Origin of the sequence: Saccharopolyspora sp. NPDC050642 (assembly GCF_040654735.1) — a bacterium.
GTDB lineage: Bacteria > Actinomycetota > Actinomycetes > Mycobacteriales > Pseudonocardiaceae > Saccharopolyspora > Saccharopolyspora elongata.
In genome coordinates this window covers 90,473-104,790 of the sequence record NZ_JBFAIN010000022.1, presented here as the reverse complement: position 1 = coordinate 104,790, position 14,318 = coordinate 90,473, and the positions used below count along the sequence as shown (strand labels likewise).

Below are 14,318 nucleotides of genomic sequence, written 5' to 3'. Positions count from 1 at the left end.
GATGGCCAGACCGGCGAGGACCTCGCCGGTCTGCGCCACCTCGGTGCTCGGCTGCTTGACCTCACGCGGTCGTCGAAATCCGTTGTGCTCAGCGCGGTTCCCGGCGGCAGCACGCCCGCGAACACACCTTGCGCCCGGATGCGCGAGCTCATGGCCCGCTGAACAACGTCGCCAAGCGCGGGAACCGCGTCACTCCCGCGCGAGTTCCGCCTCGTAGGCGGCGCGCAGGCGGGCGAAGACCGATTCGGTTCCGGCCGGCCGCGGGATGCCCAGGTGCTGCTCCCGCAACTCGTCCATGAACTCGTCCCACAGCTCGGGGCCGCCCCGTTCGAGCAGTTCGGCGCGGATGGCCAGCTCGCGCGTCACCGGCAGGTGGCGGCGTCCCCAGGCGCCGAGGTGCGCCATGACCGGGACGAGCTGGATGGCGGTCTCGGTGAGGCTGTAGATCACCTTCTGCTTGTGGCTCGGATCGGCGACCTTCGACACCAGCCCGTTCTCGACGAGGCGCTGCAGCCGCGACGCGAGGATGTTCGAGGCGATGCCTTCCTCGGAGTTGTTCAGCAGCTCGCGGAAGTGCCTGCGGTTGCCGAACATCATGTCCCGGATGACGACCAGCGACCACTTGTCGCCGAGCACCTCGACGGCGAGGTTGATCGGGCATCCGGATCGGCGCTCGTCCTTCACCGAAACCTCCTTCGATCAGAAACCGCTTGCACTCTGCATCCGGTTCCGTATATGGTCCCACTACCGGTTGCAAAACGCAATCGGATGGGACGCGAACACGGGAGAACCCATGTCCAAGGTGGTTTGCGACATCACCGTTTCGGCCGACGGGTACGTCGCCGGGCCCGGCCAGAGCCACGACAAGCCCTTCGGCGAGGGCCCGGTCGACCAGCTGCACCGCTGGATGTTCGAGACCGGGGACGAGAACAAGGCCGAGATGGACGCGGTCACCGCGGCCGGCGCCTACATCATGGGGCGCAACATGTTCGGGCCGATCCGCGGCGAGTGGGACCTGGACTGGACGGGCTGGTGGGGCGACGAGCCGCCGTACCACGCCCCGGTCTTCGTGCTCACCCACCACGCGCGCGAGCCCCTGGCCATGGCCGGCGGCACCACCTTCACCTTCGTCACCGACGGCCTCGAATCCGCGCTCGACCAGGCTAGGAAGGCCGCGGGCGACCGCGATGTCGCGATCTCCGGCGGCGCGGCCACGATCAACCAGTACCTCGGCGCCGGGCTCATCGACGAGCTGCGCACCCACATCGCCCCCGTCGCGCTCGGCGCCGGCGAGCGGCTGTTCGACGGCGTGCCCGCGCTGGACCTGGAACTGGTTTCGGCACGTCCCGCCTCGCTGGTCACGCACATCACCTACCGCGTCCGCCGCTGAGAACGCGAGTCGTGAGCGCTCCTGGCCGCCGCGCGGGCAACCGCGACCGGGCGGAGCGCGTCTTCGACGCAGAACGGGTACCCACTGCGAGCGGAGGCGTGATGACGGGAAGAGGCGCGGTTTTCGTGGCGGCGAGCGCGTTGGCGCTGCTGGGAACGGCGATGCCGGCGGCAGCCGAGCCGCCGACCGGGACCGTGCGCGGGCTGCACTACTTCGACCGCAACGCCGACGGCGTCTGGCAGCCCGGCGAACCGAGCGGCGGCAGCGCGGTCGGGCTGTACCACCTGGACGGCGGCTGGGTGGCGACGGTCGGGACGAATCCCGATGCCACGTACGAGATTCCGGGCGTGCCGCCTGGCCGGTACCGGGTCGGCATCAACCCGATCAGCTACCAGATGACCACGCCGGACGAGGTCGTCGTCGAGGTGCACCCCGGCGGCACCAGCACCGCCGACTTCGGCAAGCTCGGCAGCGACATCACCGGCGTCACCTGGCACGACCTCAACGCCGACGGGCAACGCCAGGCGGACGAGCCGCTGCTGCCCGACATCCGGTTCTGGATCGGCAGGTGGGGCAGCGGCAGCGACGGCACCGGGCACTACGCGATGCCGAACCAGGGCACCAGCACCTACGTCCTGCGCTTCGTCCCGCCCGAGGGCATGGGATTCTCGCCGCAGCACGTCGGCGCGCCGGAGACCGACTCCGACGCCGACCCGGCCGACGGCACCGCCACCGCCGTCGTCGCGCTGACCGACGGCAAGATCAACCAGTTTCCGAACCTCGACATCGGGCTGGTCACGAAGTAGCCGGGTTCAGTTGGCGACCGCGATCGCCTTGCCCACCGAGCCCGGATCGGCGAGCTCGCGCAGCAGGCAGTCGGCGACGTTCGCCCGCGAGATCCGCTTGGCACCGCGCACGTTCCGGTCGACCGCCATCCGGTACCGGCCGGTGCGCGGGCCGTTCGTGAGCTGCGGCGGCCGGATGATCGTCCAGTCCAGGCCGCTGGCCCGGACGACCTCCTCCATGTGACCCATGTCAGTCCAGGGGTTCCGGAGGATGCGCCACAGGATCGGCTTGACCACGTGCTTGGTCACCGGGCCGTCGCCATCGGCGAGCATGCCGCAGTTGCTGACCACGAGGAACCGGCGCGCACCGGCGGCGGCCATCGCGTCGAGGATGCTCCTGGTGCTGTCGGTCTGGATGGTGGTCGGCTTCAGGTCGCGCGAGCCGATCGCCGAGATCACCGCGTCCCGGCCGGCCACGTGCGGCCGGATCGCGGCGGGGTCCATCACGTCGGCGGTCACCACGGTCAGCCCCGGGTGGTCGTGGGCGAGCCGCGCCGGGTCCCGCACCACGGCGGTGACCTCGTGCCCCGCCGCGCAGGCCTGTTCGAGCAGGTGCTTCCCGGTGCCGCCGGACGCCCCGAAGATCGTGATCCGCATGTTCCGCACCCCATCGAGTTGGTGAGTGTTCACTAACCATTATGGTGGGTGAACACTCACCAACTTGTCAACGAGAGGTGCGCCGTGGGAACTCGCGACCGGATGCTCGACGCCGCAGCGCAAGTGATGCGCACCCGCGGCCTCGCCCGCGCCACCACCAAGGAGATCGCCAAGGAGGCTGGCTACTCGGAAGCCGCGCTGTACAAGCACTTCCGCGACAAGACCGACCTGTTCCTCGGCGTCCTGATGGAACGCGTGCCCAGCAACATCCACGAGCTGCTCGCCGCGCTGGACGAGCGCGCGGGACGCGGGGCCGTGCGGGAAACGCTGGAGGAGGTCGCGGCCGAAGCGATCGACTTCTACGCCGACACGTTCCCGATCGCGGCGTCCCTGTTCTCCGAACCGGCCCTGCTGGCGGCCCACCGAACCGCGCTGCAGGAGCGGAACATGGGGCCCAACGTGGTGCGCGAGAAGCTCGCGGCCTACCTCGCGGCCGAGCAGCGAGCGGGAGCGATCGACCGGGAAGCGAACCCGGAAGCCCTGGCGGCGCTCCTCCTCGGCGCCTGCCTCCAGTCGGCGTTCTTCGCCCACTTCACCGACCAACCCAGCCCGCCCCCGGCCGACCTGGTCGAAGCCCTCCTCACCGACCCGACCCCACACCGGTGACCGACCGAACGGCCTGGAATGTCGGAGGGCGGTGGGAAGGTTCGGTTCTTCGATCGGAGGGCATCGTGTCGGAAATAATCCCAGTCAGCACTTCGCTTCGGTGGGCCGGCGGCGATCGGGCCGAGCCGCCGCGGACCGGCAGCGAGCTGGAGACGCTCAACGCTTTCCTGGATTGGCACCGGGAAACCCTGGCCCTGAAGTGCGCCGACGTGCCGGCCGCGCAGCTGTCCGCCCGGCTCGTCGAGCCTTCCGGGCTTTCGCTGCACGGCCTGGTGCGGCACCTCGCCGGGGTCGAGCGGTGGTGGTTCCGCATCCAGTTCGCCCAGGAGGACGTGCCGATGCTGTACTACTCCGACGACGATCCGGACCAGGACTTCGACGACCTGGGCGGTGATTTCGCGGCCGCGCTGGAGACCTGGCGGGCGGAGTGCGCGAGGTCCCGCGAGATCGTCGCCGCGGCCGCCTCGCTGGACGACACCGGCATCCGCCGCTCCACCGGCGAGCCGATCTCGCTGCGCTGGGTCATGTTCAACCTGCTGGCCGAGTACGCCCGCCACAACGGCCACGCCGACATGCTGCGCGAACGCATCGACGGCGCCACCGGCACGTGACGTTCGGCGCGGTTTCCGCGGAAACCGCGCCGAACGGTCAGCTCTTCGCCAGCCACTCCAGGGCCGCCGTGGTCATCGCCGTCACGCCGGTCGTCAGGGTCGGCTCGACGACCGGGGCGAAGAACGGCGAGTGGTTAGACGGGATGTCCCGGTTGAGGGTGCCCGCGTCCCTCGCCGCCCGCCACTTCTCCCGGTCGGTGCCGCCGAAGAACCAGTAGCAGGTCGGCACGCCCGCCGCGGTGCCGAAGAGGCCGACGTCCTCGCTGCCGACCACCGGCGGCAGTTCTTGCACCTGGCCGTCGCCGAGCTCCTTGCGCAGCGCCGCCGTCGTCCGGCCGGTGACCTCAGGATCGTTCACCAGCACCGGGAAGTCCGTGAGCCGCTCGAACTCCGGCTCGCGCTCGGCCCCGGCGGCGATCGCCTCGGCGCGCACGATGCGCTGCACGGCCGCGATCACGTGTTCCCGGACCCGCTCGTCGAAGGAGCGGATGTTGACCCGCAGTTCGGCCTGGTCGGGGATGATGTTGTCCTTCGTGCCCGCCTTGATCGAGCCCACGGTGACCACCGCGGTGTCGCTCGGGGCGACCTCCCGGGACACGACGGTCTGCAGGCGCATCACGGTCGCCGAGGCCATCACGACCGGGTCGATGGCGTTCTGCGGCTGGGAACCGTGCGCGCCGCGCCCGAACATGGTGACCTTCAGGCCGTCGGCGGCGGACATGCTGGGGCCGCTGATCATGCCGACCGCCCCCGACTCGAACGGGAAGACGTGCTGGCCCAGGCACACGTCCGGCTTCGGGAACCGGTCGAGGAAGCCGTCGTCGATCATCGCCTGCGCACCGGCCCCGATCTCCTCCGCGGGCTGGAACACCGCGACGATCGTGCCCGCCCACCGGTCGCGGGCCGCGACCAGCAGGTCCAGCGCGCCGAGCTGGCAGGTGACGTGCATGTCGTGGCCGCAGGCGTGCATCACCGGGACGTCGTTGCCGTCCGGGTCGGTGCCGCGGCGGGTGCTGGCGTAGTCGAGGCCGGTCTGCTCCAGGACGGGCAGCGCGTCGAAGTCCGCGCGCAGCAGCACCGTCGGCCCGTCGCCGTTGCGGAGCACGCCGACCACGCCGGTGCGCCCGACCTCGGTGGTGACCTCCAGGCCCAGCGCCTCCAGCCGGCGTGCGACCTCGGCGGCCGTCCGGTGCTCGGCGAAGGACAGCTCCGGGTTCGCGTGCAGGTCCTTGTACAGCTCGGTGAGATCAGCCCGGATGTCGTCGAGTCGGCCCAACACGGTCCCAAGATCGCCCACAGCGCCCTCCGTTCGTCGGACCTCACGGTATGCGCGATCATCCGCCCGCACCACACCCGGTCGTCGAGAAGGCACCTCGGGGTCAGGCCCTCATCTGTGGGTCGGGAACTCAACGACCTGTTGGTACGTCGGACGGTTCTGCCAGTTGATCTTCTGCTGGCTGATGCCGCCCATCTTGGTCTGCAGGATGGCGTCCGCGCACCACTGGTCGCCGGGCTTGCAGTCCGCGTCACCGGGATAGGTGTCCGTCGCCGGGGTCTCCGCGGCCTGCCGCAGGGTGTCCAGCAGCATCTGCCGGCACGCCCCGGCGTCACCGCCGCCGCACAGCGGCTCGCCGAACCCGCCGGGCACCGGCTCGCCCAGCACCGCGCGGATGTCCTTGGACACCTGCCCGAACCAGCCGAACTGGAACGCCGAGCCCTGGTGGCCCTGGCCGACGTGCAGGCCGGGCTCGCCGTTCTGCCAGCCCGATGGCGACTCGTTGATCTGCATCATGTCCGTCATCGCCCGGTAGGCGTCGGCGCCCACCGCCGGCTCGAACTCGCCGCGCACCAGCCGCGGCCACCACGCGTCGAGCAGCTCTATCGCCTCGGCGTGCGCGTACTCCTTGCTGCCCGGCGAGGTTTCCACCCGCCTGCCGCCGTCGGCGAGCCACTCTCGCAGCCGGTCGACCAGCACCGCGGTCTCCGGATCGGTGACCGGTTGGCTGTCGATGAGCCGCAGCAGGTCCGGGAGCACCCGTTCGGCGCGCAGGTCGGTGACGCCCGCGTCGGCCATCGCCTGCGTCAGCGTGACGCGGTCGAACTTGCCGCCCGACGCGATGTGCTCGGCGACGCGGCGGTCGAGCAGGTCACCCCGCTGCACCGCGCCCTTCTCCGCCTTGGCCCCCGCGGTGCCGGGCGCCTGCTTGTTGTTCCAGCTGATGTAGTAGTCCTGGTTGATCGAGTTCGGGTGCTCGTGGAACGGGGCGTAGGCCGCGGTGTTGTCCGCCGGGTTCCAGCCCTGCCACTCGAACGCCGGGTTGCCGGCGATCGGCATGCTCGGGTCGACGTCGGGCTTGCGCACCACGTTCGCCCCGGAGTTGAAGTACGCCGTGTCGGTCGCGTCGGCGTAGAACCAGTTGAACGTGTAGTTGATGTCGTGGGCGGCGCGCTGGAAGTCCGCCGCCGAGGTGATCGCGCCCGGGTCGTTGAACTTCTGGAACCCGATGATCGAGTCGACCTCGTGCAGGAACGTCGAGCGGGCCCGCGCGAACGCCACCGGCTGCCCGTCGACCGTCGCCCGGTGCGTCACCGGGCCGTAGCGGGTGCGGAAGGACACCAGGCGGTAGGAGCCCTGCGGGGTGTTGTCGCCGAGGTTCGGCTGCCAGGCGTTCTTGCGCTCGACGGTCTGCATCGGCAGGCATTCGCCGCGGAAGCGGTAGAAGTTCGAGTCCTTCGTGGCCGGGCGGCCGTCGGGTTCGCACAGCTCGACGGCGTAGGAATCGATCATGTCCTGCGATGCGGTGGTGGCGCTCCAGGCGTAGTCCTGGCCGCGGCCGAGCAGCGTGTAGAAGCTCAGCCCGGCGAAGGACGCGCCCTTCGACGAGATGCCGGGGCCCTGGAGTTCCTGCAGGGTCAGCAGCTGCGGCGAGAAGTAGCCGGTCTGCGGCCCGAAGACGGCCACCGGGTGGCCGCTCTCGGTGTGCGCGCCGGAGACGACGAGCGCGTTGGACATGCCGCGGGCCTGCCCCATGCCGCCGGGCACCACGCCGTCGTCGAAGATGCCGCGCAGGCTCTCCACCGGGTCGTCGGTGACCGGTGGCGGGTTGCTCGATTCCGCCCGGGTGGCCGGTTCGGCGGCCTCGACGGCCGAGCCGGTCGGGTCGAAGATCAGCTGCTGCGCGGACACCGAACCGGGATCGGGCAGCACGACGCCGCGCGGATCCGCCGGCGTTCCGCCGTAGGGGAACGACTGTCCATCGTGGATGGTGCTGATCGCTTCTGGATCGTTCTCGGCGCGGAAGGCCGCCCAGATCTGCTCGCCGCGCTCCGGGCCGAACCGCTCGTGCAGCGACATCCGCGCGACGGCGTTCTGCACCTCGTTGCCGCCGCCACCGCCGAACTGGGCGCCGACCAGCGACGCCAGGACGACCAGGTCGGTGAGCCTGAACGGCTCGATCCGGCCGGCGTTGGTGATCGGGTCGACGTGCCCGGTGGCGACGTACTCGCCGGGGAAGTAGCGCCCGTTGTACGACTTCTCGATGTACTCGTTGATACCGTCCACATAGGACTTCGCATCTTCGAGGGCCTGGCGCCCGCGCTCGCCGTACCGCGCGACGGTGTCGATCTGCTGCTGCAGCTCCTGCTCGGTGTACGGCGAGACGGTGAAGAACTGCTGCTCCAGCTGGCGGTTGGCCGGCGCACCACCGGCGAACGGCGTCACCTCGCCGCGCCCGGCGCGGCGCATCGCGTCCATCAGGAACAGCTTGTCCTCGGCGGTCGCGTAGCCCGCGCCGTAGGCGGTGCCGGAGCGCGTGGTGCCGTAGATGTGCGGGATCCCTGCCGTCTTGTCCCGGACGATGGTGACGTCCTCGCGCGGCCGGTAGGTCCGCTCGACGTCGTCGGGCCGCACGCCGAAGGAGTTGTCGTTGAAGAAGTCGTCGATGGTTCCGGTCGTCAGCTCGCGGTAACCGCCGGCGAGGCGGTCGTACTTGGCGAGCTGGTCATCGGAGTGCGGCGGCCGGGTGCCCAGCAGCATGTGCGCGACGAGTTCGGCGAAGGTCGCGTTGCCGTTCTGGCCGGGCGGCAGGATGTGGTGACACTGCTCCCGGCAGTAGTCCGGGGCGGGTTCCGGGATCGGCTCGGCGGTCGAAGCCGGTGCGAGCACCAGGGAACCGACGACTGCCGCGGCGCTGAGCGCGGCCAGGGTGCGCGAACTTCGCGGCATGCCAGGTCCTCTCGGTCGGTCGTCGCCGAGTCCGGACGCTAGCCACCCCGAACCAAAACCGAAAGGCTTTCACGTTCTCCTAGACCCGAACGGCCCAGCACGAAACCCCGACAGCACCAACGACAACCAACGACACCCAGCACCGACCGACACCGACCGGCACCGACCGGCACCGACTGACACCCAGCACCGACCGCAGGACCCTGTGGACAACTCCCCCGACCTGTGGACAACTTCCGCAATTTCAATGGAAATCGGACCTCTGATTTCCATTGAAATTGCGTCAGGACGCCTTGGCGGTGGCGACCTCGCCGCTCTTCCACTTGGCGTTCTCCAGCTCCAGCGCCGTCCAGAGCAGGTTCAGCGGGTGCTCGGCGTAGTAGCCCTGCCGTTCCCCACGACGCGTGAAGGCGCCCACCAGCACCTGCATCTTCGGGCCGACGTCGTTGATCAGCTCGATGGTGCGCAGGCCCTGGCCTTCGGGCAGCCGCCCGTCGCCGGCCGCCTCGCCCACGCCCTGCGTGACGATCATGCAGCCGTGCAGCAGTTCCGAGCGCAGCAGGTCGAACCCGTAGCGGACGTCGTCGATCTCGGCGGCGATGTCGAGCTTGTCCCGGAAGTCGGTGCCGAACCACCCGTGCAGGAACCCGGAGATCAGCCCGCTCGCCGGAACCACCAGCGGCACCGCGTGGAGTTCACTCGCGCGCAACGCGCGGTTCGGCAACTGTTCTCCGGATAAGTTGGTGACCAGGCTCAGCCCGCTGCGCCGCCACTCCATCACGTCGAATTCGGCCAGCACGGCGTCGTCCTCGGACACCAGCGCGCTGCCGCAGACGAGGTCCGCCTGCTTCGTCCGCAACGCATCCAACAACTCTCGGGTCCGCAAGTGCGTGACGCGCAAATCGATTCCACGATCCTGGAATTCCTCGGCGACGTGTTCACCCGCATTGGCAAGGAAACCGAGAGTGAAGCGAGTGGTGCCCACAGTAACCGTTTCGCCACGAAGTCGTCGCGTTTCGCGCACCCCGTCGAGCCAATCGCCCAAGGTGTCCCGCGCGATCTCCACGAACGCTTCGCCGGAGGCGGTGAACAGCACCTTCTTCCCGCGCCCCTGCTTGACGACGAGCGGTTCTCCGCACAACTGCGTGAAGTTCCGGTTCAAGGTGTCCAACTGCTTCTGCACGCTGGACTGCTCGCGCCCGAGCGAACGCGCCGCTGCCAGCGCCGTTCCCAACTCGTGCACCAGGACCAGCGTCCGCATCTGGTCCATTGTGGTGTCCAGCAAAGCGGACGGTGATTGCAGCAGGCGGCTGCGCAGGTCGGTCGCGGGCAGGCTGGCGGTTCCGGCTAACGGCACGGCATGCGTCCCTCTCTCTATCCCTTTCCCGCGCCGGAGTGTAGTGCGCCGAACTGATCTGCGTGCCAGAACTAATGATCTGCGGAATTTTTCCGAAAAGTGCTGGAATCCGTTGCGGCGCGGTGTAATGATCTGCCTCGCCCCAACGGCGGTCCTTCGACGACCGCCCGGTTCGGTTCGCACCGACCGGTCAGCTCGGGGCAATTCGCACGGACGCGGGCCCTGCGGTGGCGTGAGCACCGCAACCCGCTTGGAGAGGATTCGCGAAGCACCATGCGCATCACCACCGCTGCGCCCTGCCCGGGCGCGGCGTCGGACGAGGCTCGTTTCAGCAGCGCTTGGGCCCGCGCTGCGCGAAATCGCGTCGGACAGCGGGAGCGACGCGCGGTGGTCGACACGGCTACCGGCTCCCCCGACGGATGCTCCGCCCGGAAACGGGTCACGACCACCCGGCGGCACCGCAGCCGCCGGCCGAGGTGATCGCGCCCCGCGGATTCCCCCACCGATCCCCCCTTTCATGAACCCTGGCAAGGAGAAACAGCCGTGACGTACTCCCAGACCGCTCCCCCGGCGGACGGCCCCGTCCAGACCGCGTTGAAGAAGCCCGCCACGCTGCTGGCGCTGGTGGTCATCTCCGCGATCTCCGCGTTATCCGGCCTGATCGGCGCGATCTACCTGTTCGCAGGCGGCCGCGACCTCGCCGACAGCTACGCGACCGACGTCGCGATCAACAACCCCTCGCTGGTCGGCCTCGACACGGTCATGGAGACCATGGGCACCGACAACCCCCAGGAGGCCATCGACCTCGCCAAGTCCGTTGACGAGTGGGACACCATGGTCTCGCTCGCGCACGCCGGGCTGATCTTCAAGGCGTTCCTGCTGATCATCTTCGCCGCGCCGCTGCTGCTGTTCACCCTGTTCGCGATCAAGGGCTCGACCTGGTCGCGCGTGCTGGTCACCATCTTCGCGATCCTGTCGCTGATCGGTGGCCTGGCGGCGGCCTTCGACGACGGCGGCCCGGGGCTGGTGAACACCATGGGCTACATCGGCCTGGCGACCGCGGTCATCGCGGTCGTGCTGTGCTGGCTGCCGGCCAACAACCGCTACGCGAAGGCGCGGAAGCTGGCGGCCTGATCTGGAATCAGCAGCGTCGCGCTGGGGGTCGACGCAGCGGAGTTCCACGAAGACGGCGACCCGGCACCGAGGGGGTTCGGTGCCGGGTCGCCGTCTTTCTTGCTACGAGCGGCTCTCAGGCCGACTTGAGCTGCTGGCGCTGGCGGCCGAGACCGTCGATCTCCAGCTCCATCACGTCGCCCGCGGCCAGGTACGGGAACTTCCCGGACAGCGCCACGCCTTCCGGCGTGCCGGTGTTGACCAGGTCGCCCGGCTCCAGCGTCAGGTACTGCGAGAGGTGCCTGACGATCTCCGCCACGCCGAAGATCATGTCCGACGTGCTGGAGTCCTGCCGCGCCTCGCCGTTGACGAACGTCCGCAGCCGCAGCGCCTGCGGATCGGCGATCTCGTCGGCCGGGACCAGCCACGGGCCGACCGGGTTGAACGTCTCGCAGCACTTGCCCTTGGACCACTGCCCGCCGGAGTGGTCCTTCTGGAACGCCCGCTCGGACACGTCGTTGGACACCACGAACCCGGCGATGCTGGCGAGCGCCTCCTCCGCGCTGTCCAGGTAGCGGGCCCGGCGGCCGATCACGATGCCCAGCTCCACCTCCCAGTCGGTCTGCTCGGCACCGCGCGGGATCAGCACCTCGTCGTACGGCCCGACGACCGTGTTCGGGTGCTTGAAGAACAGGATCGGCACCTCCGGCGGGGCCGAGCCGGACTCGGCGGCGTGCGCGGCGTAGTTCTGGCCGATGCACAGCACCGCCATCGGCCGCGCGATCGGCGCGCCGACCCGCAGGCCGGTGCCGTCGCCGGGGTCGTCGACCGCCGGGAGTTCGCCGGCGGCCAGCGCCGCACGGGCCCGCTGGATGCCGTCGCCGGCCAGGAAGTCCCCGTCGATGTCGTCGGTGATCGGGCTCAGTTCGAACACCCGGCCCTGGTCGTCCGCCACGTGCGGGCGCTCGGCCCCCACCGGACCCAACCTCAGAAACTTCATCTCTCTCCTTCGAAATGCGCGTGGCGGTCGCGCTGCGCCACGCAACTTCCTTCGGTCCTGCCGCGGCGTCCGGGCGGCCGGGTGGGACGCGGTGCGCCCCGAGCCCATCGGCACGGCAGCCCTCAGACTTTCCACGGAACCGGTCCAGAAGGCAATACCCCACGAGCAGGCATGCGCCTTCACATACCAGAAGAGACTTCGGTGTCCTGAAAATTTGATCAGGGACGCGAGCGCGCCGTCAAGGCCGCTCGCGGAGCGCGCGGGTCACCGCCCCCAGTCCGGTCGCGATGGCGCGCAGCTGGTCGCGGCTGAGCACGTCGATGAGGTTCGCGCGGACCAGCTCGACGTGCCCGGGCGCGGCCTCGCGCAACTTCTCCCGGCCGGCGTCGGTGAGCCCGGCGATGACGCCGCGGTCGTCGGTGTCGCAGGTCCGGCGGCGCACCAGACCCGCCTTCTCCAGCTGCGTGACCTGGTAGGTCAGGCCGCTCTTCGAGGTCACCACCAGCTGGGCGAGCTCGGTCATGCGCATCTCGCCGTCGGGCTCGGCGGCGAGCCGGACCAGGATCTCGTACTGCGGGTGCGACAGCCCGGCCTGCTCGCGCAGCTGCTGCTCGACCCGCCGGGCGACCAGGTTGCTCGCCTCCAGGAAGGCGTTCCAGGCGGCCATCTCCTCGGCGTCGAGCCAGCGCGGTTCCGTCATGCCCACCAGCCTAGCTTGTTCAAATTCGAACAACGGCGTACCTTCGGAGGTGTAGTTCAAATTCGAACGAGGAGGATCGCCATGACCGCTCCGGCGACGGGCCGGATGCCCGCCCTCTACCTCAGCCACGGCGCCCCGCCGCTGGCCGACGACCCGCAGTGGCCCGGGCAGCTCGCCGCCTGGTCGCGGGATCTGCCGAAGCCGAAGGCCATCCTGATCATCTCGGCGCACTGGGAGGAGGCCCCGCTGGCGATCGGCGCCACGACGACCGTGCCGCTGGTGTACGACTTCTGGGGCTTCCCGGAGCACTACTACTCGGTCCAGTACGCCGCGCCCGGCGCCCCGGAACTCGCCGCGCGGGTGCGCTCGCTGCTGCGCGGCCCGGACACCCCGGTGCAGGACTTCCCGGAGCGCGGGCTCGACCACGGCGCCTACGTGCCGCTGAAGGAGATGTACCCCGACGCCGACGTGCCGGTGCTGCAGATCTCCATGCCGACGCTGGAGCCGGAGCGCCTAATGCGCATCGGCCAGGCGCTCGAACCGCTGCGCGACGAAGGCGTGCTCATCGTGGGCAGCGGCTTCTTCACCCACAACCTCGCGGCGCTGCGCGCCGAGACCACCCCGAGCTGGTCGACGGAGTTCGACGACTGGGGCAAGCAGGCGCTGGAGGCTCGCGACGTCGACGCGCTGCTCGACTTCGAGCGCAAGGCCCCGGCGGGCCGCCTGGCGCACCCGCGCACGGAGCACTTCGCCCCGCTGTTCGTCACGCTGGGCGCCGCCGGCTCGGACCTCGACCGGCAGAAGATCGCCATCGACGGCTTCTGGTGGGGCCTGGCCAAGCGCTCCGTCCAGTTCGGCTCGTGAGTGAGGAAGCCGGTTCTTGCCGGCTTCCTCACTCACGAAGCCTGATCAGCGGCGGAGCTGCTGCTCCACGGAGGAGACCACAGTGGACAGCGGCGCGCGGGTCTCGTCGGTCCAGTCCGGCCCGCAGCGCGGCGTCGGCGCGGAGACCGACATGGCCGCCACCACCGCGCCGGAGTGGTCGTGGATCGGCATCGCGACGCAGCGGCAGCCGATGATGTACTCCTCGTCGTCGACGGCGTAACCGCGGACGCGGGCCTGCTCCACCTCGGCCAGCAGCTCGGCCGGCTCGGTGACGGTGTTCTCCGTGAAGCGCTCCAGCTGCACGCTGCGGTACCGGCGCTCCAGCTCGTCGCCCGGCAGCCCGGCCAGCAGCGCCTTGCCCAGCCCGACGGCGTGCGCGGGCAGCCGCATGCCGACCGCGGACACCAGCTTCATCGGCTGCGGCGATTCGGCGATGGCGATGTAGACGTTCTCGGTGCCGTCCAGCCGGGACAGCTGCACCGTCTCGCCCGTCTGCTGCGCGAGCTGCTCCATCAGCGGCAGCGCCAGGCCGACGATGTCGCGGTGCCCGGTGTAGCCCTGGCCGACGGTCCACGCCTTCAGGCCGAGCCCGTAGGTGCGGGTGGTCTGGTCGAACTCGGCGAAGCCGCGGTGCACCAGGGTGCCGAGCAGGCCGTGCACGCTGGACAGCGGCAGCCGGAGGATTTCGGCGATGTCGCTGAGCCGGTGCCGGCCGCGGGAGAGCAGTTCCAGGATCACCAGCGCGCGGTCGGCGGACTTGACCACGTTCTGCCCACTGCCCGCCTGTTCAGCGGTGGCCGATTCCGCCTTCACGCCGAGTTTCCTCCTGCTCCGTTGCCGCCGCGCTGACCCCTGCACGACCTACTGAACAGTACAGCGGGCTGGCCGAGACCGCGCAGCTCGTCCAAGCGACCCAAAACCGCTGCTCC

14 protein-coding genes are annotated in these 14,318 nt (G+C 69.9%); 6 read left to right on the top strand and 8 right to left on the bottom strand.

The annotated features are described in order from the left end of the window. Positions 1 to 189: 189 nt before the first annotated feature. Positions 190 to 684 (bottom strand): helix-turn-helix domain-containing protein, encoded by a 495-nt coding sequence (locus tag AB0H93_RS28500; RefSeq protein ID WP_358576430.1) that lies wholly within the window; start codon positions 682 to 684, stop codon positions 190 to 192. 109 nt (positions 685 to 793) lie between these two features. Here AB0H93_RS28500 and AB0H93_RS28495 point away from each other — a divergent pair, with 109 nt between their 5' ends. Continuing rightward, entirely contained in the window at positions 794 to 1,390 is a 597-nt protein-coding gene (locus tag AB0H93_RS28495) for a dihydrofolate reductase family protein (protein WP_358576429.1), read from the top strand. A gap of 101 nt (positions 1,391 to 1,491) precedes the next feature. Next, positions 1,492 to 2,196 carry an SdrD B-like domain-containing protein gene (locus tag AB0H93_RS28490; protein WP_358576428.1) on the top strand — a complete coding sequence of 235 codons (705 nt, stop codon included), beginning with the start codon at positions 1,492 to 1,494 and terminating at the stop codon, positions 2,194 to 2,196. Positions 2,197 to 2,202: 6 nt separating this feature from the next. On the opposite strand, the gene AB0H93_RS28485 is transcribed toward AB0H93_RS28490, so the two are convergent. After that, positions 2,203 to 2,832 carry an SDR family oxidoreductase gene (locus AB0H93_RS28485; RefSeq protein WP_358576426.1) on the bottom strand — a complete coding sequence of 210 codons (630 nt, stop codon included), beginning with the start codon at positions 2,830 to 2,832 and terminating at the stop codon, positions 2,203 to 2,205. 84 nt (positions 2,833 to 2,916) lie between these two features. Between AB0H93_RS28485 and AB0H93_RS28480 the strand changes: the two genes are divergently transcribed. Continuing rightward, positions 2,917 to 3,498 (top strand): helix-turn-helix domain-containing protein, encoded by a 582-nt coding sequence (locus AB0H93_RS28480; protein ID WP_358576425.1) that lies wholly within the window; start codon positions 2,917 to 2,919, stop codon positions 3,496 to 3,498. Positions 3,499 to 3,572: 74 nt separating this feature from the next. Further along, the gene (locus tag AB0H93_RS28475; protein ID WP_358576464.1) at positions 3,573 to 4,109 is read left to right on the top strand and encodes a DinB family protein; all 537 of its coding nucleotides are present in this window, start codon (positions 3,573 to 3,575) and stop codon (positions 4,107 to 4,109) included. A 37-nt stretch (positions 4,110 to 4,146) separates the two neighbouring features. On the opposite strand, the gene AB0H93_RS28470 is transcribed toward AB0H93_RS28475, so the two are convergent. From AB0H93_RS28470 to AB0H93_RS28460, 3 genes are all read right to left on the bottom strand, one after another. After that, positions 4,147 to 5,388, bottom strand: coding sequence for a M20 family metallopeptidase (locus AB0H93_RS28470; protein ID WP_358576424.1), 1,242 nt, complete (start codon positions 5,386 to 5,388; stop codon positions 4,147 to 4,149). Positions 5,389 to 5,496: 108 nt separating this feature from the next. Beyond that, on the bottom strand, positions 5,497 to 8,334 hold the full coding sequence (locus tag AB0H93_RS28465) for a penicillin acylase family protein (RefSeq protein ID WP_358576422.1): 2,838 nt from the start codon (positions 8,332 to 8,334) through the stop codon (positions 5,497 to 5,499). 283 nt (positions 8,335 to 8,617) lie between these two features. Beyond that, a complete protein-coding gene (locus AB0H93_RS28460) occupies positions 8,618 to 9,691 on the bottom strand; it encodes a LysR family transcriptional regulator (RefSeq protein WP_132482556.1) in 1,074 nt (357 codons plus the stop codon). Positions 9,692 to 10,234: 543 nt separating this feature from the next. Between AB0H93_RS28460 and AB0H93_RS28455 the strand changes: the two genes are divergently transcribed. Beyond that, on the top strand, positions 10,235 to 10,825 hold the full coding sequence (locus tag AB0H93_RS28455) for a hypothetical protein (RefSeq protein ID WP_358576420.1): 591 nt from the start codon (positions 10,235 to 10,237) through the stop codon (positions 10,823 to 10,825). A gap of 115 nt (positions 10,826 to 10,940) precedes the next feature. Here AB0H93_RS28455 and AB0H93_RS28450 read toward each other — a convergent pair whose 3' ends face one another. Together AB0H93_RS28450 and AB0H93_RS28445 are read right to left on the bottom strand one after the other, a co-directional pair. Then, positions 10,941 to 11,804: a fumarylacetoacetate hydrolase family protein gene (locus tag AB0H93_RS28450; protein ID WP_358576418.1), complete on the bottom strand. Its 864-nt coding sequence runs from the start codon at positions 11,802 to 11,804 to the stop codon at positions 10,941 to 10,943. Positions 11,805 to 12,042: 238 nt separating this feature from the next. Then, on the bottom strand, positions 12,043 to 12,504 hold the full coding sequence (locus tag AB0H93_RS28445; RefSeq protein WP_358576416.1) for a MarR family transcriptional regulator: 462 nt from the start codon (positions 12,502 to 12,504) through the stop codon (positions 12,043 to 12,045). 81 nt (positions 12,505 to 12,585) lie between these two features. Here AB0H93_RS28445 and AB0H93_RS28440 point away from each other — a divergent pair, with 81 nt between their 5' ends. Continuing rightward, complete coding sequence (locus AB0H93_RS28440; RefSeq protein WP_358576414.1) at positions 12,586 to 13,368, top strand: class III extradiol ring-cleavage dioxygenase; 783 nt, start codon at positions 12,586 to 12,588, stop codon at positions 13,366 to 13,368. Between the two features lie 45 nt (positions 13,369 to 13,413). Here AB0H93_RS28440 and AB0H93_RS28435 read toward each other — a convergent pair whose 3' ends face one another. Beyond that, positions 13,414 to 14,202, bottom strand: a complete 789-nt coding sequence (locus tag AB0H93_RS28435) for an IclR family transcriptional regulator (RefSeq protein ID WP_358576412.1) — start codon at positions 14,200 to 14,202, stop codon at positions 13,414 to 13,416. Positions 14,203 to 14,318 lie beyond the last annotated feature (116 nt).